Genomic DNA, 24,700 nt, shown 5'->3' on the forward strand with positions numbered 1-24,700 from the left:
TATCCCAGTTTGTATGAAATACTTCATCAAACTAACATAACAACACCCAACCTTGAACAAATATTAGTATAAATCCAGGTTAACAAATTTATATAATTAGTGAAAGAAAATGTACCTGCTTGTGGTACAGGCGTTTTACATCATGTTACATTGATAGAATGGATTGTAACAAATGTTTGCTCTCATGTAACATTTTAGCTGGATGTAGTCAAATCAGGCTTTCCCAGCTGAGAAAGCCTGCCTGAAAGAGTCCGCTCTTAAAACAACAGCAACAGTTGCTGCCTGCTATACAAAATAATGAGTTTGGCACAAGCAGAACAAGTAGTATTGAGCAGGGTTTACCTTCGAATCGCAGCTCTACTTATATCGTCTTGTAGCACTTTATCATTGGCTAAGTGTTGGTCAGATGACGTAAAGGCTGTGTTTAAACTTAGCTACCCTTTTGATGTCCTTCTGGTGATTTAGAAAGTCCTGTATACATTTCCTGTCTTAAACAACAGCTGAGAGAACATGTACAGGTCGTTTTTCCAGACTTCAAAGTCATGTCCTCCTGGTTCTACATAAAAAATATGAGGAACATGATGCTTGTCCAGATAATCATGGGTGCGCTTACTGAAGCTCATGAGGTTATCATCCTCTCCACAAGAGATCCAAAGCAACTTTAATTTTTCTTTTGCCTTCTTCGGATCAGGTACTAATTTATCCGGTGCTTTCGTGTTAGGTGCAGAAGAGAACCCTCCGACCCAGGCAAATTTGTCCAGGTTTCCTAAGCCAAAATTGAGGGACTGCCCACCTCCCATGGATAAGCCTGCTATAGCTCTGCGCTTCCGATCCTTATAAACGGGGTATTTATGTTCGATGAAAGGAATGAGGTCATTAAGCAAGTCTCTCTCAAAGGTAGCAAATGCCTGTACCCGGACGCTATCGAAAACATTCCCTACCGCCCGATCATCCTTCATGGCCCGGCCATTCGGGAGTACCACAACCATGGGCTCCAATTTACCTTGTGCATAAAGATTGTCCAGGATAACTTGAGGCTGCCCGTTCCTTAACCACTCAAACTCATCACCGCCAATCCCATGTAAAAGGTATAAGACCGGGTATTTCTGTTTTTCTGTGAATCCCGGAGGCGTGTATACCAATGCCTTTCGCTTTGTGCCAACTGTTTTTGAATGATACTCCACCGTATCAATTTGCCCGTGCGGAATACTTGTCTGTAACTGATCAAATCCTACTGGGGCTCTGTTATCTAAGTGCTGTGCCCAGGAAAGAGAAACACACAGCAATACACTAAGAACTGTAAGTACAAGTTTCATTATTTTAATACGATTTTATAGTTAACAAAATCCCGTTGCGAGCATGCGAACGAAAAACGAAGATTAATTGTCCATGATTAACAAGTCCTTGCGGCTGCACCTGTTTTGCTTATGCAAGAGCAGATGCTGGAAGCCTGTAGTTGTTCTATCAAAACAGGATGGCTAGACTTCCTCTGCCAATGGGATTTAAAGCAATAGGCTAAGCAGGAAACTAGCATTAAGGTAGTTGCTGTCGTTTGGTATAACCTTCAGGATGGATCACTTACTCCATTATGTATTTATATAGCGTACTATAGCTATGATTAAGCTGAACTCTTAACTTATATAAGAAGTTTGCAAATAAGTTACATGTTTTCTTCAAAATTGTTTAAACTCATACCCTATTAGAGGGAAAGGCTTTAGTACATGTGGAAGCTGACGAACCTTGCTAATTAAAGTATTGTTTTTTATAAGATGTGTCATTGCAAGGTGTGGTTAACAGCTGCTTCTATACATTCATGAATTTAATGCTGTGCAAAACAAATACAAGCTTCTTTTTCTACTCTTTTGGATGTTCAGTGGTGGGTATGCACAGTCCGGAAAAATGTTTTCCGTTGACCAGGAGCTCTCCAATAGTCTGATACATCAGGTTTACCAGGATAGTAAGGGAATAATATGGATTGCCACTGAAGATGGGTTAAACCGATACGATGGGTCTAAGTTTACCATTTACAAGCATGATCGGCAGGACCCTCATTCTATTCTGAATAACTATGTCAATCTCCTGTTCGAGGATAGCAAAGGTCATCTGCTGGTAGGGTATTATAATGGTCTGCAGCTGTACGATCATGCGACAGACTCGTTTAAACATATTCCTGTGTTAAGGGAAGAAAACGGCGAATATGATGCACATGTGCTCAGCATAACTGAACGGCAAAATGGTGAGGTATTAATCGGAACTTCTGGCTATGGGGTATTTTCCCTGAAGTTTGAGGGCACGGAACCCAAAGTACAGAAAGTTAAATTTCAGCTCCCAGCCGGCATCATCGATTACCTTTATGAGGACACAAATCAGAATCTGTGGGTAGCTACACAGGATAAAGGGTTATTCCGTATCGGAAAGAATGGCCACATCAAGCACTTTAGCGAATCTGAAATGCCTAGAAGCTCCATCACTGGTATATGCCAGGATAAGGAGGGCAATGTGTATGTAAGTACTATAAGCAATGGGCTTTTTGTCTCCAGTAAAGCGTCCGACGTCTTCAACCAGATTCCTTATTCATCCTCTCCAAATTTATCTATCCGTTCCATGCATCAGAGCAAGCAGGAAAACAAGCTATACCTTGGAACTGATGGCGAAGGAGTAAAAATCTATGACCTGGAAAAAAAGAGTATAACGGACGGAAACTTCAATGTAGCGACCTTCGATTTTAAAAAGTCAAAAATACACTCTATTCTGGAGGACCAGGCGGGCAATCTTTGGTTAGGCATTTATCAGAAAGGAGTGATGCTGCTACCTGCCAGTGCCAGTAATTTTAAGTACGTCGGTTATAAGTCTATCCATAACAACACAATCGGCTCCAATGCCATTCTTTCTGTTTTCGAAGACCATGAGGGCACACTATGGATTGGCACAGATAGTGATGGCCTCTATGGCATTGGCCCGGATGGGAAGCAAAAAGCTCATTTCAGCCGCACATCTGACCCCGCCTCTGTGTCCTCTTCTATCATGAGCATTTACGAAGACTCGAACCATACCCTTTGGTTGGGTTCGTACCATCACGGTTTGGCGAAATTTAACCGGGAAACAGGGAAGTGTGAATACATATCTGAAATAAGGGATGAGAACTCCAACCAGGTGAAGCGGGTCTACAGCATTAAGGAAGACAGGCGTAAAACCCTCTGGATTGCCAGTATGGGTGCCGGCTTGTTCTCCATGAACTTGCAGTCGCAGGAAATCACACACTACGATGCCGTTTCGGGTTCCGAAAACACAGGCACTGAAAACACCCTCCATAATCGCTGGATTAATTGCCTGCTGCTGACAAGTAAGGATAAGCTTTACATCGGCACCTATGATGGTATTGGTTGCCTCGACTTAAAAACCAAAAGTTTCGTTTCCACGCATGGCATCAATCGCTTGCTGCATGGGTATATTGTTTACTCCTTATACGAAGATCCGAAAGGGAACATCTGGATTGGCACCTCACAGGGCCTGATGTATCTGGACATCAAAACGAATGAAATAAAGTCCTATACTACGGATGATGGGTTGCCCAGCAATGTGATATCTGCTATAAAAGGAGACGATGCCGGTAATATCTGGATCAGCACGAATTATGGTATCTCCAAGCTGAACCCCCAACGAAGCAGCTTTATCAATTACTATGCAAACGACGGCTTGCAAGGAAATGAGTTTAGTAAGGGAGCAGCATTTGTAAACGAAAAAGAGCAAATATTCTTTGGGGGAATCAATGGTATCACCTACTTCAATCCAACAGAAATTCCAGAGGTGATTTCCGCTTCCGGCAAAAAGTTGGAAGTCCGCATCACAGGCTTTTACCTGCACAATCAGGCTGTGAAGAAAGGAATGAAATCTGGCAAGTATGATATTGTCGATGCTGCTGTAATGGATGCTGACAGATTCCACCTCTCAAACAAAGACAACTCCTTCAGCATTGAATTATCAGCCATGGATTTTGCAAATCCAGATCGGATAACTTACGAGTATTCCCTGCAGGATGGAGATTGGATTAGCCTGCGCCCTGGAACAAACAACGTAAACTTCACCGATCTGCCACCTGGAACGTATCGCTTCAGGTTTAGGGCAAAAGATTACAGCCATTATTCTTCCATAAAGGAGATTTCAGTTATTGTTTCCCCGGTTTGGTATTTTTCTCCCTTGGCTAAAGCCATTTATGGACTTGTACTGGCAGCCGTTTTCATATTGGTGGCGATGCAGATACGCCATCGGCAGCGCACCCGTCAGAAGATGCGGGAGCACCTGCATGCAAGGCAGATTATCGACGCCAAACTGCAGTTCTTCATTAACATCTCTCACGAGATTCGCACACCCATGACCCTGATCATCAGCCCCTTGAAAAAGCTGCTAGCAACAGACAAAGACAGGGAGCGCCAGAAGTCCTATGCCACCATGCAGCGTAATTCTGAACGCATCCTGCTTCTCATTAACCAGCTCATGGATATCCGAAAGATCGATAAGGGACAAATGCAGTTGAAATTCCAGGAAACAGAAATGGTAGGATTCATCAATGAGCTTTGCGCCATATTCGACGAACAGGCACAGGCCAAAGATATCCAGTTCCTCTTTCACCACAACATACAACAGCTACCGGTGTGGGTGGATCCTAATCATTTCGACAAGGCCATTCTGAATGTGCTGTCCAATGCGTTTAAGTTCACGCCTAGGAATGGAAAAATCGACATCTACCTCGAATCCGGAGAAGACGAAAACACGCAGAATGAGCTGCGCCGGTATGTAGAGATAGTTATTTCAGACAACGGCATTGGCATCGAGGAAAGTGAGCGGGAAAAAGTTTTTGAGTGTTTTTACCAGGTCCAGGCACCTCACAATCATTTCGTGGGTGGCACAGGCATTGGCCTGAACCTAACCCGCTCCATTGTAGAACTTCACCATGGCAACATCTGGGTAGAAGACAACAAGGAAGGCCAGGGGTGCCGCTTTGTTATGCGCTTGCCCTTAGGAAAGGATCACCTAAAGACAGAAGACCTGTTGGAAAAAACACCTCTTTTGCAAAAATCAGCGCCTGCCATTCATGCCTTACAAACACCAGCAGCTGATGCAGAAGAAGTGAAAGTAAAATCTAAAACCAAAAGCTACGTGCTCGTTGTAGACGATGATGAAGAAATCAGGAAGTATATCTGCCAGGAACTTGCTGCTGAGTACCACATGATGGAGAGCGCCAATGGGAAAGAAGCACTTTCTCTTTTGTTAAGCAAAACACCTGATTTGATTATAAGTGATGTGATGATGCCTGAAATGGACGGCATTACCCTCTGCAGAAAAATAAAACAGAATGTAAACGTAAACCACATTCCAATTGTACTACTGACAGCTAAATCTGAAGAAGAAGATTACCTGGAAGGATTGGGTATTGGAGCTGATGCTTATATAGTGAAACCATTCAACATTGAAATTTTAAGAAAGACGGTTCAGAACATCATCAGGAACCGGGAAATGCTTAAAAACAATTTTAGCGGCAATCAATACCACAGTGATAAAGTTCAGAAGGTTGCAGTAAAGTCTGCAGATGAAAAGCTGTTAGCCAAAATCCTGGATATCATTAACCAGAACATAGACAATCCTGCCTTAAGTGTTGAAATGCTTGCCAGTGAGGCTGGTATTAGCCGTGTACACTTACACCGGAAGATGAAGGAGTTAACCAACCAGACGACACGGAATTTTATTCGGAATATCCGCCTGCAGCAAGCAGCAGGTTTACTCTCGAGCAAGCATATAAATGTTTCTGAAGTAGCCTTTGCGGTAGGGTTTACAAGCCTCGCATCTTTTTCAACAGCCTTTAAGGCACTTTATGGTGTACCTCCAACCACTTATATGGAAACGCACCTGCACCAGAGCGAAACAGCTAACAGTATTTAAAGTAACTAACCTGCGTTGAAAGAGGAACCAGTAAGAACGCTTTATGCATTGCATCTTTGTATCATGTGTCAAAGTCCTATAATCCTTAGCTGATTATACTAGTCCTATTTACTAACAAAGAAGACATCAGCGTGCATATACATTAGATGAAAAATCAACTGTTGGTACGGGTATTCTTTTTGTAGTTAAATCGGTGTCCCCAATCGAAGCCTATTGCCTCCAGGAGAAGCACCCGTTCTGGATCCAGCTTTCCCCTCTCCTGCCGCATCCGACTCACCCACTTGCCCAGCTTTGGGTCTTCTTGCCATTTTACTGGCACACGCGTATGCCCATGACCCTGTTGAAATTCAACTAAGCGATTATACATCGTTTTCCATGGAAGGATGCTTCTTCGGCTAAGAGTCCATATGAAACCAATTTGTTCTAACAACTCTATCTTCTGTGTACTCAAGTCCAGCTTGCTCAGCCTCATCCTGTACACCCACGCTGACAGCTGTGGATTTGGCTCCCAACGAAAAGGGACGCGGGTGTGGCCAAACCTAACCTTGAATTCAGCCAACGCCTCGTACATCTTCATCCAGTACTCCTCCTGCAAGCTCCACGGAAAGTGAATCTCATTAAGACGATTGATGCGCGCCAGCGAGAGCTTGCCCTGGTAGAAGAGCTTGCGCTGCCAGCTAGTCCATTGCTGAAGCACAGGGTCTAACTTCAGTGATACTTGGCAACTGCCATGCTCCTGCCTGTAAGCCTTTAGCTTTTTAAAGTTGTCGTTCCACTGCTTATCGTAAACTGACTGTAGCTTGTGCTTCACCCTCTTCCCCCACACAAAGCCCAGCTGGTCCAGCCGCTTCTTCTTTGCTTCCTGTAACTTTCCTTTCGCCTCAAGTCTCCTTTGGGTAGCTACCCAAATACCAAGGCTCTTGTTCTCTCTGTAATTAGTGGGCACAAAGCAGTGGCCATTGGCTTTCTTGTATTCCTCCAGTTGTTCATACCTTTCCTCCCAGCTTCTCCTTTTCATGTCGTCACAGTTCCAGGTAAACCCGATCTCTTCCAACCGCTTGTACCTATCCTGTGGCAGCTGATGCTTTTGCCTGGAAAGCCTTTGTCGTTCTATCCAGCTGACCAGCTTTGTATGCTTGTACGGCACCCGGCAATGGCCGTACCTCCTACTGTAAGCGACCAGTTGTTGGTAAAACTTCTCCCACTGGGCGTCATATACATCCCGAATGCTCCAGATAAACTTCAGTTCGTTTAGCCTCCGCTCCCGGTCCTCACTCAACTTACACTTCATGTGCATCTTTCGCTGCATAATCACCCAGAGGGCAAGCTGCTTGTCTGTTGGCCACCGCCTGGGCACGCGGCAATGGCCAAAGGTTGTGTAAAAATCATTTAACCTCCAGTACATCTGATTCCAGCGGTGATCCCTGCTGATGGCTATGTCCCAGTCCACCTCCAGCTTGTCTAACTGTTGTAGCTGGCTTTCTGACAGGAGCTTTTTATTTATGATTTGCCGCATCAGCCAGTCTTTAAGCTGCTCATGCTTTTCATCATCGGGAATGGAGGTATGACCGGTCTCCTGCACGAAAAGGGACAGCTGCCTGTACATGGCATTCCAGGAGCATGTTGTTTCCTCTATCACAAATCTCAACTCCTCCAGTTTCTCCTTTAACTCACCAGGAAGCAAATGCCTGATACGCCGCTGGATGCTTACCCACTGCGCCAGCTCTTTATCAATATCAACAGTAGTGAATTCATTCTTGCTAACATAAGGCTTCAACTTCCAATAATTAGAGTACCACTCGTCTAAGTACTCTTTATTGAATAAGCTTTCTCCCTGATATGTCATGACCACCTTTTAAGCTAAATTATATTACTGCTGATTTCACTTTAATAACCGTCTGAAATAAATACCTACAGTACCTGAATTCAAATATGCATGCGTTTCACCTTCAGAGTAGTGACTGCTGCGTTGACTTTTATAAAGCCTCAATGAACACTAGAAGAGGTAAGGCAAAGTCTCCGGTTGCCTATTTATCCTGCTATGCATGCCGCTTTAGCGGAAACTCAGTTTTATGATAGGTGTGGGGCCAAAGGGAATTTATCTCAAGCGCTAGCGTGTACTTTATGTTAGTCTGCTGTGCCAACCCAAATAGTATCTCGAGCGCCATCAACAAAAGCAGAAAGGCTTTCAATGACTTTTTGGGGAGACTCAATCCAACCGCTGAAGGAATGGAAGCTGTAATTCATATGACTGGTTTTCATTTCCTTACTTATCAGGTAATGGACTTTCTTAATGCAGCAACTTCTATTGATTCTTTTTTACAAATTCATCGCGGCCAGGAACAAAACTCACTCACTAAAGCAACCGAACACTCACACTTTAACAAATATATTTTTCTAAAGGATAAGGTGATTGTATGTGTGTAACACGTGTACCAAGCCATGTTACATAAGCAACAACTCATGTAACAAATATTTATGATTATGTAACACATTGGCTTAATTACAACGATAAGGCAGTTTCCATTAGCTGAAAATAAGTGAATGAGAAGAAAAACTGACTTATCATATTGGTGCTAGGGGAATGAATTATCCTGTAGAAAATTTTTAGGAAAGGAGCAGCTGTACTGGAGGTGAAACTTAACAAATGGGAAGAGATAACTTAGTCTGGATTACGCTTCCTCCCAGAGTTGTTGAGCTTAAATGCGGATTAGCATTTAAGCATGGCATCTGCCTCCCATCAGTTTAATCCCTTTGGACTTGCTACCTATAACTGGAGGCTTTTTCTTAGGCAGATTTAAATAAAGATTTAAATTTGACTACTATGAACAGACGCGAACTCGATGCCACACCAGGTGCAGTAAGAACACACCAATACCTGCTTACGCTAATGCCGGAAGACACCTCCTTCTATAACCTTCTTGAGGATCCTTTTCAGGAGCATGACCTGGTGGATCAGCATCCGGAACTGGTAAGAGAGCGCATCCAGAAGTATCAGGCATGGTTTGGTGAGGTAACAGGAAACGGAGTAATTTAGTTGTTCAGGGAGAAGGAATCGCCTGCAGACCTGCTTTATATTGACCGGAATACATCCTATATTCGGCAGTCCGGTTCCGTTTTGCCCCTGATGCATGAGGATAGCAGCAACAACCACCATTTATAAACTAGTTATGTACTTCTAGAGTGTTCCTGGAAAATCTTTAAATTAGATACTTGTCAGACAGAACGAATGAATGACCTAAAAACAGATCTTTTTCCCTTCATTATAAAGACATCTATTGTTCATACAGTTACCTACTTCATTGCCGGTGTTGCTGCTATGACTTTACTGGATTACGGACAAACTATGGGGACCGAAAACAGCATCTTCAAACCCATAACGGATCCGATTGTAATGGCAGGGCCGTTGTTGCAACCAATAAGGGGAGTTATCTTTGCTTTAGCTTTTTATCTTATCAGGCACTCAATATTTGGAAGTAAGTTAGGCTGGCTGAAATTATGGTGGCTACTAATAGCTCTTGGAGTTTTGTCTACTTTCGGGCCTGCCCCAGGATCAATCGAAGCGATAATATACACGAAAATGGATTTATCTGTTTTTACCTATGTAGAAGTAGTTCTACAGGCTTTTGCATTCTCGTGTATTCTATATTACTGGGTTAATAATAAAAACCTGAAGTGGTTAAATTGGGTAATGGGTGTAGCTTTTGCCGTGGTAATGCTTTTGCCGACCCTTGGATTATTAGTTGAGCAATAGTACTAGCTGAAACTATAGCAAACGAGTAAACAGGAGATGGACTCTGTTAGTGCCCTTGTGAGATAGTTCAGAAGCCTGTACTCACATTCTCTAAACAATTTTTCCCCTAGCTGCGCACAGCAAGCTGATTCTGTGCTAATTGTAATCCATTGTTTTCAATTTATAAAACTCTCTGCTTTACTAGGGGATAAATGCGCTTCCGGTAAAATTAAAGCGCCTGTGCATCATATCTGCACAGGCGCTTTTAAGCATTCTTTTTGAAACTAAAAATCAAAGAAATCGCTCAGGAACGATTCCTTTTTCTTGTGCGGATGCTTTTTATGCGCGTTGTTGCTATTATCTCCATAGCCGTAGCGTTTATAGTCAGCCTCGTAATTTTCTTTTTTGGAGTAATGGTCGGCGGAGCGCTCCATGATCTTTTCAAGTTCGCCACGGTCCAGCCAGATGCCACGGCAATTGGGACAGTAATCAATTTCAACTCCGTTTTTCTCGCTCATCAAAAGCGTTTCGTTACAGTTAGGGCATTTCATGGTTTGTAGTTGCTTTGGTGTATTCTTCAATATAAGCAAAATACCGCAAAGCACCGAGTTGTAGTAAGCCATTGAACATGTTTATTACTGCTTGACGTAACTTGGTCTATGGGATGTTATATTCCTACTTAGGAAACGCTTCATGTCGTTTCTATTCTAATATAGTGATAGAGCTTACATAGGGCTCAAGAGCCCTTTTACTATCCAGGCCGCGTATCAGACTTATAAAATCGGTCTGTGGGTTAGACCATACCTCAGCAAAGAAACCTCCCATGTCATATAGTTCAATGTGATACCCCCTTCTGCCGCGGTGGGCCAGAAAAAAGCCATGTGCCCAAATTATTTCTAATCTTCCGGCTAAGGAATGGCTGTTGAAAAGGGTGAGGTTCATGACATACTATACGTAAGAAAGGAAAAGAAAAGCCAGGCAAAAGTTTGCGTATTTGTTCCTGAATAAGGGCTGAGATGCTAATCTTTTGGCCGTATAAAGAGCGTTATGTTCAACAGCACCGCCATTGGAACTGAATAACTTATCCTGCTGAACGGTGGCGCAGCTAACGTTTAGGCACTGTAGCGTTCAACAGTGTGTCTAGGGTATACGTTAGTATCTCATCTTTATCGTCTAGCAAATGGTCTTTTACCATATGATCTGGCTTTACACCAGACAATTTTTCATCACCGTTGGGCCTGACGATATACCCTTTCGGGACCTTCACTATGATGCCTGTTCTAGGCAATGAAAAAGAGAATTGAGACGCATACAGAGTTGGCACATCTCCGGTTTCCTCCCCCACAATCTTTGCGAAGTCATAGTCTTGGATCAGCGCAGCGCTGACAGCTGCCATGGAATATGTCTGTCGGTTTACCAAAACATACACCTTCCCTTTGTAGCGTTTGGCCTCAGGTGCCGGGTCCTGGATTGGCTGGTCATAGGCAAATATTTCCCCTTCTTTATGGCTCAATATGGCTTTCGTGTAGTTATCCATTTCTGCTTCAGTCGCATTTAGCTTTGTCTGTTCTTTCAGAATTTTGCTTGTCTTCAGCTGAAAGGCAGAATACCACCTGAAAGGTCTATCAGCAAAGTAAGATATCAGGAAGTCACTATAGGCATTGTGTCCACCAGCGTTATTTTTTAGGTCTATGACCAGTGTTTGAGTGGCTTTTGCATTTATGTCTGTAAAGGCAGAGTCAACAAATGCCTTAAACCTATCTTCCCCACCTGCTTCAGAAGAGCTGAAGGGGCCAGGATTAAGGTAAGCCACAGCATCAAAATACTTGAACGAGCGTTCATTAGTCAGAATCTCCCCGCCCCGCTCTGTTTCATATTCCATTACCGGAATGGCTGCCAGGATGTGAGTTTCTGTTCTCCCTTCTGCACTTTTTATCTTTACCTTAAAAGTCTCCCTGGCTCCAAATACGGACCAGTACAGCCTGGGGAAAGACCAGAACTCGAGCTTTGCATTTTTGAAATAAGGCCGTTCTGCCGACAAGTAAGGATGTATCGCTTGCTGAATGCTTTTGATAGGTTTTCCCTCTATACTCAGCACCTGGTCTCCGGCAATGACACTGGGGTTTCCAGTGTAGCTTTTTCGAACATAAGCCACACCGTCTTCAAAAGCCAGCTCCAACGGAAAAACCTTACCACCGTTTTGAGCAAATGCGATATATGGCTGAACAGGAAAGTCTACCTCACTATGCCCTACATTCCCTGTAGCTGTTAACTTTTGAAAAAGCTTTGTTGTCTCCAATAAGTTTAGAGAATCTTTGTCTATTGACCTATATATGGCTCTATATACTTTATCATACTTGCTCTTGCTGACGTACGCGTACAAATTATAATGAGTGTCCTCCAGCGTCTTGTACAGGTATTCTAAATCAGCCTGCACATCAGACGCTGGAAACCTGACCACATTGTTCTGAGCTAACGAAATATGCATTGAAGCAAGGAACAAGATGACTATGAGCCATGGATTTACTCGCATTTTCTTAGTTTAAATTATAACATGCTCGTGCTTAAGATCCCTGAAGCGCCAGCAAAGGCTACGTCTGAGCTTTGTTGGCGGAAGTCATTCTTAACTTTCAATATAAGTATGAGCTTCATCTATACTCCTTGTTGAAAGACCAATTTAACAACTTTTTGTTCTCTTATATCCAAAGTTTTACTCACCACGGGCTTCTAAGTTATTTTGTCTGTACTCCAATCGTAAACCCTGGCCAGCAGCTCCATTGCCTGCCCCAACTTGAGCTTCCCGGCTAAAAAGACATGAAATCAGGAGATATGCTGTCAGAACTGTTGGAGACATAGCTGTTGAAGGTGAGACCGCTCAGGAGATAAAAGCTGGTAAAGCCAAAGTTATCGGGAAGTCCAACAGTGGCTCTTCCCTTACCTAAAAGGCTTAGTTCCTTAGTGAAGCCGCTGGAAAGGTTTATATGCTGCACCTGAAAATCAGTACTGATAAAGAAACTGCGGCTATGCCATATCTTCCCAAGGCTATACCCCAACGTCCACTGAGGAGTATTGCTGCATCGTACCGCTGGTGTAGTTATGAATGGCTGCTACCTGCCCTCCGTCAAGCGCTTTGGAGGATGTGTTCTGAATGCCCACAATCTGTACCCCCGCCATTACTACACTGACAACGTTCAATGTGCCTGCTACCTGAACTCCCTTTGCCAGCGGCTTTGCTGTTGAAGAAGTATTTTCCGTCCTTGCCGATTATCTGGTTCTGAGGGTACTCTTTTATATCAAACCTGCCTATCAGCTTCTCATCAAGAAGTACTACGGGATACAGGAAAGGCCTCCTGGCAAGGAACTTCTCAAGCTGCTCCTTGCTGTTTCTGGCAAAAAAGATGAAACCACATCAGGGTTGTTTTTGTAGCTTTTGTAAATGGCGTTTAGCTCCGGCCGTTCAAATTCACATGGCGTACATCCTATAAACCAAAAGTTAACCACAATAACCTTCCCCCTCAGTTCTGCCCTACTATCCCTTTTTCCGCTGATTATACGCGATGTGGTGCAAAGTTTTCACCGGTTAATTTTCCTGATATTCACAGCATAGGCCAACTGTGGATTTTTAATAAGCAATAAATTTATATCTTCCTGGCTAAACCCGTTTCTCTTTAGGGTTGGAATCAAATAGTCGAAAATATCGGTATAACTGCGGTAATCTCCACCATTTGCCTGTCCTGGGTTATACCACCCCGCATCATGTGATATCAGAATTTTATGAAGCACATTTTCTTCTTTCAGTTTCGTTAAAAGCGCTACATACCATTCAATTCCACCAGGTTTATCAGAATTGTTTTTATTCACATTATCCAACGAAATCCATGCGCCTTGTTTTGCGGCTTTGATGTACCCTCCAAAAGTGCCGTCCTGGGCATGCGTCCACACGAAAGCTTCAGGAGAAACCCCTTCGTTTTTAAGAATTTCTAATTGCGCAAATGCCGGGCCATCGGTGCCGGTATGTGACACAATGGTCAATCCTGTTGCTTTGTGCGTAATTGCTGCTGCTTTTACAATTTTTGCATGCATGGGCGATAAGGTGTCATTCCTGTCAACCGAAATCTTTATGAAGCCCGGGAATACACCGGAACCTTCGATCCCATTGTTAAATTCATTTATCCAAACTTTGGCAATATCTTCAGGAGTGTCGTCAAAAGCGTGTTCAGGAATATATTTATTGTCTCCTGCACCATAATAACCTGTATTGGTAACGATATTCATTCCGGTTTTTTCGGAAAGTTCTTTTAATAATAAAGGGTCACGGCCTAAATAGGCAGGGGTGCATTCAAAAAACGTATTTACACCATTTTGCTTGGCTTCCATCAAAAAAGGAAGCGCCCTTTCAATCACTCTCGACTTTTCCCAACGATGGTATCCAGTGCTGTCGGCTCCAATAAAATCGACCAATATATGCTCATGAATCAAGCTAATTCCCATTTCTCCGACAGGTATTTTGCCGTTCACGGTAATAAGCTCTTCCTGCTTCAAATTTTCGGAGCAACTTGTCACAAGAAAAGTTGCAACCAGATAAATGATTAATTTGCTCATTATTGTAAACTTTACCGACAAGTGATAGGTGTGTTTGAAAATTAAATTTTTAGGTCTAAATGAATAATTCCTTAAAAGATACATAATTTAATGTTTGTAAAACTCACAAATTTGCTCAGTTACCAGGCAACAGTAAATAGGAACTGTGTTGAAAATCAAGCTTCCAAGAACTATGTTTCAGTAAAATCAGCCTGACAGGTATACCTGACCTGACGATGGCAAAGGCCTGCTTGAGCAGCTTGTTTGACACCGCGACCAGCGCCAGCCTCCCGTTTCCCGTTCTTCCTTCTGGCCAGGAGCCGACCGTAGAGCGCCTTGCAGGCGGCGTTGGATTTCATGGCCGAGAAAATGCACATAAAAAACTTGCTCCAGATCAAGCCTCCGTCCATTTCAGGACAAACCAGCTACGCATGCCAGTACCATTGCCTGCATGTATAACAGGTGCACCTGGTAAAGAAAAGCAGCACGCCAGAATATCCAGTTAAAAATTAAAGGACCTGTTCCTGCCATGGCCCAGTTCCTGTTCCGAAGAAGCGGATACAAGCATACAGCATGTACAAACGCTTCTTCCTATTGACAAGTACAGGCACAAAAAAAGGCTGACCTTGTGGGCCAGCCTTTTTTATAGTTTAACACAAACTACTGTACATAAACAGTAGCCGGAGTTACGATGTCACCTACGTTAGCTACAAAGTACTCATGCGCTTCTTCGATGCTCATGATATGGCCCTGTTTCTGGGCACTGTCAGCCAGGTCAAAGCCTAACTGGGCAGCAGCCATACGCTGTGCAGGCGTGCCGTGGTGTCCTGATCTGTCAAAGCCACAATCACCGATCTGGAAGAACAAATTGAAGAACTGCTCCACACGCTTGCTGTTATAGGTAGCGCCACGCTTGTGCGTCATGTAATACGCAGCCAGGTAGTCGGCCTCCAGTTCTGTATAGCGTGTAGCTTCTGCTAGGTCAGCAGCGGCTCCTTTAGGATACCACACGCTTCTGTTTTTAAACTGGATTTGATGCGCCCACTCATGCGCCAGAATACCTGTCCACACAATGTCGGTTTCTACGCCAGACTCAGATACCATTTGTACCAGGCCATCACCAATCACAATCAACTTATCGTAGGTTGTAGCAAAGCCATCAAGCGAGAAGTAGGGAGATTCAGGTAGAAGCGGCGACTTGGCATTATCTGCCAGGAACTCATCGGCAATAGCATACGCCTGATTACGTGAGGTGACACCTACACCAAAGTTTTCGAAAACATCAGCAATCGCCTCACGGTTATTCAGCGTAGCCCCATGCTGGCCATTCACGGTAATTTCGTCAGGCATGTCCCAGAACTTTGCCAGTTCACGCTCACGCTTGGTCATTAACTGGGTGTACTCACCTTCTACACCAAAGTACTGCTCTCCCCTATCAAAGTAGATAGAGTAGATTTGGTTCACCTGGGTATACAAACTGTAGTTAGCAATTGCTATCGGATCAGCTACAAGAGGCGCAGCGTACTTACGCTGAACAGCCACAAATTCCGTATTGTAGCATTCGCTTGGAGCTACAGCTTCGCCTACGATGGCATTTCTGAGGTTCTCGCTCATCGGACCAAAATCCGTCGGCAGCTTAAGGGCAAATTTATCCTGGCCTGTAGCTAAACTCACCGCATTCTGTGATGAAACGGCTTTCATATCCATTTCTTCCATCTCGTTCTCGCAAGAAACAGTTAAAAACGTAACTCCACCGCAAAGCAGTGCCATTGTAAGTGATCGCAATCTCATAATTTGTAGTTAAATTGTGTAATGGGGGAAAGCAATTTTGAATTGTTTTAGTTCTAAATATACTAAAAATATTTAACAGCAACCAAAAACAAAGCTTATTTTGCACAATTTCCCACCAGATTGTATAGATTTAACTACAAAAAATTGCACTGTTTCTGCCAGGGTAAAATCATGTATAAACACGGGTTTGTCCTTCTGCGCCACTTCATAGTACATTTCACCTCCTGGCTTCCTTATTCATAAAATTTCTTCAATTATTTTCAGAAAAACCCATCTTATTGTCGCTTTATTTTTTTATTTGTTCAAATAACAGATGATTAGGGGATGCCGGTACTTTCCTCAACCTCTGCTAACCTAGAAAAACAGAAATTTAATGATTACACAAAAATTCAGGCTCGCATCGCTGTTCTTCCTTTTCATAATGCTTCATCTTACTTCCTCTGCACAGGAAGTATTCCCGGATGGAACGCCGATACCGGACTGGTTCCGGCAAAACAAACCCACTGATATCACTAAACTGGGAAAGCAGTACCGTATTACAGACTATAACCTCTCAAACGACAGTACTGTCATACAGACAGCGCTCCTACAGGCGGTTATAGATAAAGCCCATGAAAACGGCGGCGGCGTTGTCATTATCCCCAAAGGGACTTTCCTGAGTGGCTCGTTGTTTTTCAGGAAGAGCACGCACCTTCATTTGGAAGAAGGCGCCAGGCTTAAGGGCAGTGATGACATCAGCAATTTCCCCCTGGTGATGACCCGAATGGAGGGGCAAACCCTGAAGTATTTTGCTGCTTTGGTGAATGCCGACGGCCTTGACGGATTTACCATTTCAGGAAAAGGAACGATTGACGGCAACGGGCTGCGCTACTGGAAATCATTCTGGCTGAGGCGTGAGTTCAATCCCAACACCACCAATATGGATGAAATGAGGCCGAGGCTGGTGTACATCTCCAACAGCAGGAACGTCCAGCTCTCAGGCGTAAAACTAATGAACTCGCCTTTCTGGACGACCCACCTTTACAAATGCGAAAACGTAAAGCTGCTGGACCTGTACATCTATTCTCCCAAAGAGCCAGTCAAAGCCCCGAGTTCCGATGCAGTGGATATAGACGCCTGTAAAAACGTCCTCATCAAAAACTGCTACATGTCGGTAAATGACGATGCCGTAGCACTGAAAGGCGGTAAAGGGCCGCGTGCCGACAAAGACCCTAACAACGGGAGCAACCAAAACATTATTATTGAAGACTGCACGTACGGATTCTGCCACGGCGCCTTAACCTTCGGAAGCGAGTCCATCCATAACCGCAACATCATTTTGCGCCGGATTAAGGTGCACCACGCAGAGCGTTTGCTTTGGCTCAAAATGCGCCCAGACACGCCACAGAATTACGAATATGTGCTGATAGAAGACATAGAAGGCCATGACATAGGCAACTTCATCTACATACGCCCCTGGACACAGTTCTTCGACCTTAAAGGGGAACAGGTGTCCGGGACGTCTACCGCCCACCACATTACCATGCGCAACATTAAGCTGGATTGCGTTAACTTCTTTAACGTGGGCGTTGCAGACAAGAACAGTGATACGCCAGGTTACAAAGCTATACTGTCAGACTTCAGATTTGAAAACATAGAGGTAACAGCGGAGAATTTCCTCCAGATAGATACCTCTATTATAGCTAACTTCAAACTGAAGAATGTAACCGTCAACGGGAAGAAACTCAAATAGAGGCTATCTCAAAAATGTGAATCCGTACTTGAGCTAGTGTGTTAACTGCTCATAGAGTTGACTAGTGAGCAATGGGAAAGGGTAAAAGACCATGTGCCGGATCAGGCAAAAAGAGCCGATGGTAAAGGCAGACCGGCCAGGGAGAAGCGGGAGGTGATGGAGAGCGTGTTGTGGATCATGCGCTCCGGCAAGTCCTTTGTTGACGTCTCCTTCTGCATGGCCAAAAGGGGAGGCTGCTGTGGGCAGAACATTGAAATCTATTAAACCGAAACCAGGGAGCTCCGCAAAGTAGTAAGTGAAAAGTAAACGGCATTGCAAAATGGAACACTCTCATTTAAGGACTTCCTGATTTTCCTCAACCACCCGAACTCTTCTACCAAGTTTCCTGCTTTAATTAAGTAAGAATGAGTAACGGCAACATCTGTTGTTAACCTTTAAGATATCATAAACAGGCAGAAAGCAAGTGCCAGGGAGGCAACAAGCAAACGTGGGCAGAAATGACCCATGTAGTGGCAAGTTATGTACAAACTACAACAACTCTTATGGGATAAATTATTATTCTAAACTGAGTTGTATTTACCGATATATTCATATTATTGTATATACTTACTACGCAGATGACTTACCCATGAAAAAGCACCTTATTTTCAGCGCCTTCCTTTTAACGCTCGTTCTATTCATGGGCTTGGCAAGCTGTACAAAAGAAGGCTTAGGCGGCAAAGGCGAAATCAAAGGCCACGCCTATTATGAAAACAAAACCTTGAAGGCCTCTATTTTCTACATCAAATACGGGGCGGATTCATCACCTGGTTTCGATGTTTCAATGTATGACGCCAGTACCGCTTCGGACTCAGACGGGAAATTTCACTTTAAAGGGCTAAATGAAGGGGACTATTATATCTATGCTGTTAGTCCTGACGAAGGTCAAACGCTAGTGGGCGGTGTTCACGTGGAGATTGACAAGGATGAGCACAAAGGCAATGTACAAATCAACCTAACTCCCTAGTCACTTTCATTCATTCAGATAAGAGAAGCCGGTGGGGATTTTGGGGTCCTACCGGCTTTTTCTTTATGTGCCAGCATGGTATTCCAAAGGAAGCCCCCTTTTCCCTTCCCAATTGCTCTTCCCTTATAAACGGCCCCTGTTTAACATACCTCCGGTTATCAGTTTATAGCAGCAGAAAAGCTCTAAGTCTTTTTGAAAAGGGGCATTTTATCTTCCCTTTTGTTACAGGAACCCCTCCCCTGCGCGCCCCATTTAGGTTCATCATTCTTCAAGGGCAATATTGTTGTGTAGTAACTATATACTATGCTTAAAATATATACCTTAAGGTCTGTTACTTATCTTGTTTGTGCCCACAATGGATTAATTGGCTGATATCCGATGCTGCTTTATTCCCTCAATAACCGAATGTTCTGCACTTCGTGGCTGGTGACAAGCCGTAGTATGTAAATTCCCTTTTTTGAACGTTTGGGCTCCCAATCAACCCGAATCTGTTGCTCTGCGTCGGCTCTGGCAGCTGGCCATTGTTGAACCAGGTTGCCGTTCAGATCATATACCTGCAACGTGTACTCCTCCTTTTGGGGGAAAGAGAAAGCAATAGTCGTGTGGGAGGAAAAGGGATTTGGGTAAGCTTGAACAACAGCCTTGCCTTTCCAGGCATTGGCCACTGGCTGTGCGCCGCATACGCCTAACTTGTCTCCCGGATGGTAGCGCAGGTGCGCCTGCACCGACTTAGGTGAAACACAGATAGGTTGACCCCGATGGCAGAAAAGTACTTTGTCATTCTTGTTACCGCACCGCACATCAGTTACGGTAACGGTAACAGAGGCCGTAGCGGTACAAGCACCATCAACTCCCATAACGGTGAAGGTATAGGTGCCGGGAGCAGTGGGGGTGAAAACCGGGTTGGCAACCGAGGTGCTACTCAAACCAGTGGCAGGACTCCAGGTGTACGAAGTGGCACCGCTGGCCTGAAGTATAATGGATTGAGGACCATAGCCCAGGTAAAGATGAGATGCATCACCTCCGGTGTATGTATTTGAAGTGGGTTTGAGTGCTATAGAAACAGTTGGGGGAGTGCAGGTAGTAATCCCCATTAGTTTCACCACCCAATAACCACTTGCATCTTCCGTTTTATCTCCACTGCGCGATGAATAAGATGTACCACCCAGAATGTAGCCCCCGTCGCTCGTCTGCTGCAGGGCCATAAGCATATCGTACCCATCCCCTCCAATCGTTTCGTCCCACTCTTTCTCGCCAGCTGCATTTACTTTCACAACCCAGTAATCAGGCGTACATTCGCCTTCCTCACAGTAACCCAGGTTGTCTTCCGATTTGTCTCCACTTTTGTAGGAACCAGAACTCCCTCCCAGAATGTATCCTCCATCGCTCGTCTGATCCAGTGACCTGAGGACTTCTCCACTTGTTCCTCCAAACGTTCTGTCCCACTCTATATCACCCGTAGCGTCTGTTTTCACCACCCAATAGTCAGAATCCCCGATATTGGCTCCTGTCTTGTTGCCACTTGCTTCTGAATCAGAGCGCCCCCCCAGAATGTAACCACCGTCGCTGGTCTGCTGCAACGAGAAAAGGTAATCAGAGGCTAAGCCACCATAGGTCCTGTCCCATTCTTTGATGCCTGCAGCGTCTATCTTAATTACCCAATAATCAACAGGCCCTTGGTTAGCTTCTGATTTATCTCCGCTGGCACCTGAGTATGAATAGCCTCCCAGAATATAACCCCCATCGCTGGTTTGCTGAAGAGACATGAGTTCATCATAGCTGTCTCCGCCATACATCCTGTCCCACTCTTTCTCGCCATATGCATCCAGCTTTATCACCCAGTAATCAGTAAAACCATATGAGCCTCCTACAATGTAGCCCCCGTCGCTCGTCTGTTGCAACGAATGTGGTATGTCGTAGCCCCATCCGCCGAATGCCCTGTCCCACTCTTTCTTACCTGTGGCGTCGATCTTTATTAACCAAAAGTCAGATTCTCCAACATTTGCTACTGTCTTGTCACCATCCACACCAGAAAAAGAGTAGCCACCCAGGATATAGCCCCCATCGCTCGTCTGATAAAGGACAGTCATTAAGTCAGCATCACTTCCGCCATATTTCTTGTCCCACTCTTTCTCACCAGTGGCATTTAATTTAATAACCCAATAATCGTAATCAGAGCTTTCCCCATCAATGAAAGAGGAAGTATACCCACCCAAAATATAGCCCCCGTCGCTGGTCTGCTGTACATCGTAAAATTCGCTGTTAGAGTCGTCACCAAATGCTTTATCCCACTCTATCGTTTGCGCCTGAGTGACAGAGAAGAAAGACAGGAACAGCAGAACAGCAATTAGATGCAGGCATCTGCGGCTAAGTGAAATCTCCTGAATAAGTTGCTTTGACTGAGGTAAAGTTATTTTCATAGCAGTAAGGATTATGTTGTTGATTAGAATCAGGTAAACGAATCAAGTGACCTCAGAATGTACCTGCCCCTCAATAGTCCAGAGGATTTAGATATCGATGAAGTAGTGGATGGCCAGAAAAGTGATATAATTATTTTACGGATTAAATCATATTAAGAATAATCTTAATTATGCAAAGAATATGTTTAGTAGTTAACAGCGTTTTATTAGTGGTAAAGGGTGAGGGTCGTATAGCTAAAACTTGTTTCAGCGCCTCATCTTGGCAAAAACATTTGCCACGCTCCTCCCATTGCTGTAATCCCACAGATTGATGTAGTATTGCGGGACCACCTCCTAAACATTAGATCTGTTTAAAGTTTTTGATAAGAGCTAAAAGCAGAGTTTAAAAGAAAGGTTTTTAAAGTTACAATTACTCCAAAATCTATAATTTACAAGGCACAGTTAAACCTATTTTACTGCTGACTTTATTTGAATAGTATCAAAAAACAGTAAAAACCAGAAACTCTAAACAGGTTCTTTATTTGAATTTAGCTTTAGTAGTGATGCCTTCTTTAAATAAGCTACTCAAATAAAGATGCCTATGAGGGCAAATTTCATAAAGCAAATAATGTCAGTTGATAATTGAATGCTTTGAACCCGTTCACAAATAAGTATCATTATAATAAATAGAGCTGCTTTAGGTCTATACTATGCGCAAAAGAAAGCTCAGATCGCTGTGCGCAGCTAAGTAAAAGGTGGTTTTGGGAAAGTGGGTATGAGCTTCTGATCTATCCAAGCAACTGCAGAAGCAGCTGTCGCGCATATAGCTAGTATATTGTCTCAAGCGTTTGCTCTATCCTCTCTCTGTGGTAGAACTTCTCTTTTGCGCTACGCTTCAAGATAGCGAGGCAGGTGCTTGTGAAGTAGTAACACCAGCCAACTATACCAAGCAATTTGAATCCGTCTTCAAGAAAAGTCTCTGTCTCGCTTATATATTTAGGCGCCAGCATGTCTGAGATAACAGAGAGGCCAAGAAAACAGAGAGCAGAAAGCAGAACGAGGTAAGAGGTATGGAGTAAGCTGGTATATAAAAGAACGAAGCTCTAAGCAGTTCTGACCCTTGGGAAGGAAAAGATATATTTGACTTCATCTAACATATACTATAATGGTTCTTATGTTAGACACTATTACATGTACATTGTTATTAAATAATTAAATTTTATGGTGAACGTATGTTTTATTAGAGTATACCTACCCTAATAACCATGAACTGAACCATGTGCATAACCAGCATTACAAGGTTTTTGAAAGGAGTACTCTTGAATTGGATAACTGGAAGGTCTCCTCCTACCTGGATAAAAGCCGGTATCAAATAGGAGACACTGTTTTTCTTACGGTCAGTACGGTAGGTTTTTACTTCGGAGACTCGGCGTTGGATTTTTCGCAGGTTGCCTGCAGGAACACGGAAAGCGGAGTAGTCATAAAGCACAGGATAATTAAATCAGGTCCGCATTACATTTTGATGTATATACCTGATGCCTATGGTAAATATAAAATAGCGGATGGTTTTGGCTTTCTTGCCATAGAACAGGATGCTGATTTTTGTGTCCATTTCGTTTCCTCCTTTTACTGATTAATTTAACTTTCATTTGAAAGCTCCACAAGATGCACAACAACTATACATCTTTCTGTAAATAAAAGTGATACAACAAATTCAGATGCCAAGAATCGTTTCGGCTTCCGGTAACCGGTTTGCACCTCCTTAGGATGGAGAAAAACTGAATGATTTAGCAGGGGGACAGAAACGAAAAATCCCATAAATCGTTGATTTACGGGATTTTATCAATCTTTGATATTCTATCAGCAGAGAGCGGGATTTCTCCGCTCATCGTAAACCATTTGTAATCAATATTATAAACCTTTACAAAGGTTTAGGTATCTGAATTTGCACCTTTGAAAAATCAGTAGGATTTCTTAAAGCGAAATACTCCTTAGGACGCAGAAAGTCAATCAAAGATCTGTAGCTAGAAGTTATTACTTTGACTACTGTTCAAGTTATATAGTTCATTTGGAAGCTCGTAAATCTCTTAACAACTTTTATTTCAACCGAGCTTGTTCTTTCCCTCCCTTAAATACCTTCTCAATGGTTAAAGTATTGGTTATATCCTGCAGGGGATTTTTAGCTAACAGAACAAAGTCCGCAAATTTTCCTTCCTCCAATGTTCCAATTTCCTTATCGATGCCGAGCATTTTAGCACCGTTGAAGGTAGCCATCCTGATAATATGAAGTGGTTCCATCCCACCCATTTGCATCAGCTCCATTTCTTCGTGCATACTTAAACCGGGTAGGATAAAACGATCTCCACCTACATCTGTACCCAATACAACATTTACACCCATTTCCTGTACCTTCATGAGGTCCTGAACTACTGGAGTCACTACAGCTTCCAGGGAAAGGGTATCAGAACCGGCCATGCCTTTCAAAATGTTTTTACCCTGTACATCCATAGCAGGAGATTTTAAACCTTCGATATAAGACCTGTTGTAAACTCTTGTTATTTCCGGCCTCTCCAGCCATTCCGGATGTAAACGATAATACACAAGTGACTTAAGCAGCATCAGAGTGGTAACCCATGAGGTTTCACTGTTCCTCATTTTTTCTATGGTTTCCCGGTCAGTATCCCAGTTAATTCGAACGCAGGTAAAATGAACCAGATTGTCCACACCTGCCGCTACACAAATCTTCACTTCTTCCATATCGCTTACATGTGCATAAACGGGAACCTCTGCTGCATGGGCTTCTTCAACCACTTTTTTTACAAGATCATCAGCCATACGGTCACCAAAAGGAGGCATAGGACCATCTTCAACAACTATTTTCATCCCTATGGCTCGGTTGGCCTTAGCCTCTCTGATTATAGAACTGATCGGAGTGGTTTCTTTTAAATAATAAATTGTTTGCCCATCTATCCATTTATCCGAAGGGTACATCTTCACTGGATGCCCTCCTTCTATGGTTAAAATTGGGCTGGAGTAGTGGATACGGGGGGCAACCATGCTCCCATTATTTGAAGATTCCTGCAGTTCCTTCATGAGAGCATACCCTCCGTTAGCGGATCCGAGCAGAACGGCAGAGGTTACCCCATAATGAATCATGGTTTTAAAGCTGTGGGGAAAGTCTTTTCTTGCTACAGAATCTACGTCTATCTCGGAGGGGTGAGCGTGAGCCTCTATTAGACCCGGAATAATAAATTTGCCTGTACCATCAATGGTTATTTTCGGCACTACATGCCTGAGAGGTATCTTGGTAATTAAGGCTATTTTACCATCCCTGACATAGAGGCTTGCCTTCTCCTGCAGAGCACTTCCGGTACCATCTATCAGACCTACGTTCTCAATGACTAGATCATATTCATTGACTTCTGTGATTCCTCCAGGAGTACAGGATACTTGGAACCAGATAATAAACCAGTATAGATTTTTCATGATTAACCCCAGCAATTTCTTTTTTCATAAAGATA

At 43.6% G+C, this 24,700-nt stretch carries 15 protein-coding genes; 6 read left to right on the forward strand and 9 right to left on the reverse strand.

Going from position 1 to position 24,700, the window contains the following annotated elements:
* Positions 1-461 precede the first annotated feature (461 nt).
* On the reverse strand, positions 462-1,316 hold the full coding sequence (locus tag E1919_RS05010; RefSeq protein WP_162052257.1) for an alpha/beta hydrolase: 855 nt from the start codon (positions 1,314-1,316) through the stop codon (positions 462-464).
* 511 nt (positions 1,317-1,827) lie between these two features.
* Here E1919_RS05010 and E1919_RS05015 point away from each other — a divergent pair.
* Positions 1,828-5,937, forward strand: coding sequence for a hybrid sensor histidine kinase/response regulator transcription factor (locus tag E1919_RS05015; protein WP_202915853.1), 4,110 nt, complete (start codon positions 1,828-1,830; stop codon positions 5,935-5,937).
* 154 nt (positions 5,938-6,091) lie between these two features.
* Here E1919_RS05015 and E1919_RS05020 read toward each other — a convergent pair whose 3' ends face one another.
* The gene (locus E1919_RS05020; RefSeq protein WP_162052258.1) at positions 6,092-7,783 is read right to left on the reverse strand and encodes a helicase associated domain-containing protein; all 1,692 of its coding nucleotides are present in this window, start codon (positions 7,781-7,783) and stop codon (positions 6,092-6,094) included.
* Positions 7,784-8,761: 978 nt separating this feature from the next.
* Here E1919_RS05020 and E1919_RS05025 point away from each other — a divergent pair.
* Positions 8,762-8,974 carry a hypothetical protein gene (locus E1919_RS05025; protein WP_162052259.1) on the forward strand — a complete coding sequence of 71 codons (213 nt, stop codon included), beginning with the start codon at positions 8,762-8,764 and terminating at the stop codon, positions 8,972-8,974.
* Positions 8,975-9,166: 192 nt separating this feature from the next.
* The gene (locus E1919_RS05030) at positions 9,167-9,691 is read left to right on the forward strand and encodes a hypothetical protein (RefSeq protein WP_162052260.1); all 525 of its coding nucleotides are present in this window, start codon (positions 9,167-9,169) and stop codon (positions 9,689-9,691) included.
* Between the two features lie 263 nt (positions 9,692-9,954).
* Here the strand turns inward: E1919_RS05030 and E1919_RS05035 are convergent, their stop codons facing one another.
* The 5 genes from E1919_RS05035 to E1919_RS05050 form a co-directional block, all read right to left on the reverse strand.
* Positions 9,955-10,293, reverse strand: a complete 339-nt coding sequence (locus E1919_RS05035) for a TFIIB-type zinc ribbon-containing protein (RefSeq protein WP_237144014.1) — start codon at positions 10,291-10,293, stop codon at positions 9,955-9,957.
* A 482-nt stretch (positions 10,294-10,775) separates the two neighbouring features.
* Positions 10,776-12,203 (reverse strand): S41 family peptidase, encoded by a 1,428-nt coding sequence (locus E1919_RS05040; RefSeq protein ID WP_162052261.1) that lies wholly within the window; start codon positions 12,201-12,203, stop codon positions 10,776-10,778.
* 509 nt (positions 12,204-12,712) lie between these two features.
* Complete coding sequence (locus tag E1919_RS27885; RefSeq protein WP_262888695.1) at positions 12,713-12,844, reverse strand: hypothetical protein; 132 nt, start codon at positions 12,842-12,844, stop codon at positions 12,713-12,715.
* A 399-nt stretch (positions 12,845-13,243) separates the two neighbouring features.
* Positions 13,244-14,272, reverse strand: a complete 1,029-nt coding sequence (locus E1919_RS05045; RefSeq protein WP_162052262.1) for a phosphotriesterase family protein — start codon at positions 14,270-14,272, stop codon at positions 13,244-13,246.
* 639 nt (positions 14,273-14,911) lie between these two features.
* A complete protein-coding gene (locus E1919_RS05050) occupies positions 14,912-16,042 on the reverse strand; it encodes a neutral zinc metallopeptidase (RefSeq protein ID WP_162052263.1) in 1,131 nt (376 codons plus the stop codon).
* Positions 16,043-16,415: 373 nt separating this feature from the next.
* Between E1919_RS05050 and E1919_RS05055 the strand changes: the two genes are divergently transcribed.
* The 3 genes from E1919_RS05055 (at position 16,416) to E1919_RS05065 (ending at position 18,780) form a co-directional block, all read left to right on the forward strand.
* Positions 16,416-17,774 (forward strand): rhamnogalacturonidase, encoded by a 1,359-nt coding sequence (locus E1919_RS05055; protein ID WP_162052264.1) that lies wholly within the window; start codon positions 16,416-16,418, stop codon positions 17,772-17,774.
* 57 nt (positions 17,775-17,831) lie between these two features.
* Positions 17,832-18,038, forward strand: coding sequence for a transposase (locus E1919_RS05060; RefSeq protein ID WP_162052265.1), 207 nt, complete (start codon positions 17,832-17,834; stop codon positions 18,036-18,038).
* A 364-nt stretch (positions 18,039-18,402) separates the two neighbouring features.
* Entirely contained in the window at positions 18,403-18,780 is a 378-nt protein-coding gene (locus E1919_RS05065; protein WP_162052266.1) for a SpaA isopeptide-forming pilin-related protein, read from the forward strand.
* Positions 18,781-19,166: 386 nt separating this feature from the next.
* Here E1919_RS05065 and E1919_RS05070 read toward each other — a convergent pair whose 3' ends face one another.
* Together E1919_RS05070 and E1919_RS05075 are read right to left on the reverse strand one after the other, a co-directional pair.
* Positions 19,167-21,200, reverse strand: coding sequence for a T9SS type A sorting domain-containing protein (locus tag E1919_RS05070; protein WP_162052267.1), 2,034 nt, complete (start codon positions 21,198-21,200; stop codon positions 19,167-19,169).
* Between the two features lie 2,076 nt (positions 21,201-23,276).
* Positions 23,277-24,665 carry an amidohydrolase family protein gene (locus E1919_RS05075; RefSeq protein ID WP_162052268.1) on the reverse strand — a complete coding sequence of 463 codons (1,389 nt, stop codon included), beginning with the start codon at positions 24,663-24,665 and terminating at the stop codon, positions 23,277-23,279.
* Positions 24,666-24,700: the final 35 nt, after the last annotated feature.

This window comes from Pontibacter pamirensis (genome assembly GCF_010015475.1).
In the GTDB taxonomy this organism is placed as follows: domain Bacteria; phylum Bacteroidota; class Bacteroidia; order Cytophagales; family Hymenobacteraceae; genus Pontibacter; species Pontibacter pamirensis.

Bases quoted from the DNA above. Each gene is read 5' to 3' on its own strand.
- E1919_RS05075 (WP_162052268.1), bottom strand. From the start codon at position 24,665: ATGAAAAATCTATACTGGTTTATTATCTGGTTCCAAGTATCCTGTACT.
- E1919_RS05050 (WP_162052263.1), bottom strand. From the start codon at position 16,042: ATGAGATTGCGATCACTTACAATGGCACTGCTTTGCGGTGGAGTTACG.
- E1919_RS05035 (WP_237144014.1), bottom strand. From the start codon at position 10,293: ATGGCTTACTACAACTCGGTGCTTTGCGGTATTTTGCTTATATTGAAG.
- E1919_RS05040 (WP_162052261.1), bottom strand. From the start codon at position 12,203: ATGCGAGTAAATCCATGGCTCATAGTCATCTTGTTCCTTGCTTCAATG.
- E1919_RS05025 (WP_162052259.1), top strand. From the start codon at position 8,762: ATGAACAGACGCGAACTCGATGCCACACCAGGTGCAGTAAGAACACAC.
- E1919_RS05010 (WP_162052257.1), bottom strand. From the start codon at position 1,316: ATGAAACTTGTACTTACAGTTCTTAGTGTATTGCTGTGTGTTTCTCTT.
- E1919_RS05030 (WP_162052260.1), top strand. From the start codon at position 9,167: ATGAATGACCTAAAAACAGATCTTTTTCCCTTCATTATAAAGACATCT.
- E1919_RS05055 (WP_162052264.1), top strand. From the start codon at position 16,416: ATGATTACACAAAAATTCAGGCTCGCATCGCTGTTCTTCCTTTTCATA.
- E1919_RS05065 (WP_162052266.1), top strand. From the start codon at position 18,403: ATGAAAAAGCACCTTATTTTCAGCGCCTTCCTTTTAACGCTCGTTCTA.
- E1919_RS05020 (WP_162052258.1), bottom strand. From the start codon at position 7,783: ATGACATATCAGGGAGAAAGCTTATTCAATAAAGAGTACTTAGACGAG.
- E1919_RS05045 (WP_162052262.1), bottom strand. From the start codon at position 14,272: ATGAGCAAATTAATCATTTATCTGGTTGCAACTTTTCTTGTGACAAGT.
- E1919_RS05070 (WP_162052267.1), bottom strand. From the start codon at position 21,200: ATGAAAATAACTTTACCTCAGTCAAAGCAACTTATTCAGGAGATTTCA.
- E1919_RS27885 (WP_262888695.1), bottom strand. From the start codon at position 12,844: ATGGCGGGGGTACAGATTGTGGGCATTCAGAACACATCCTCCAAAGCG.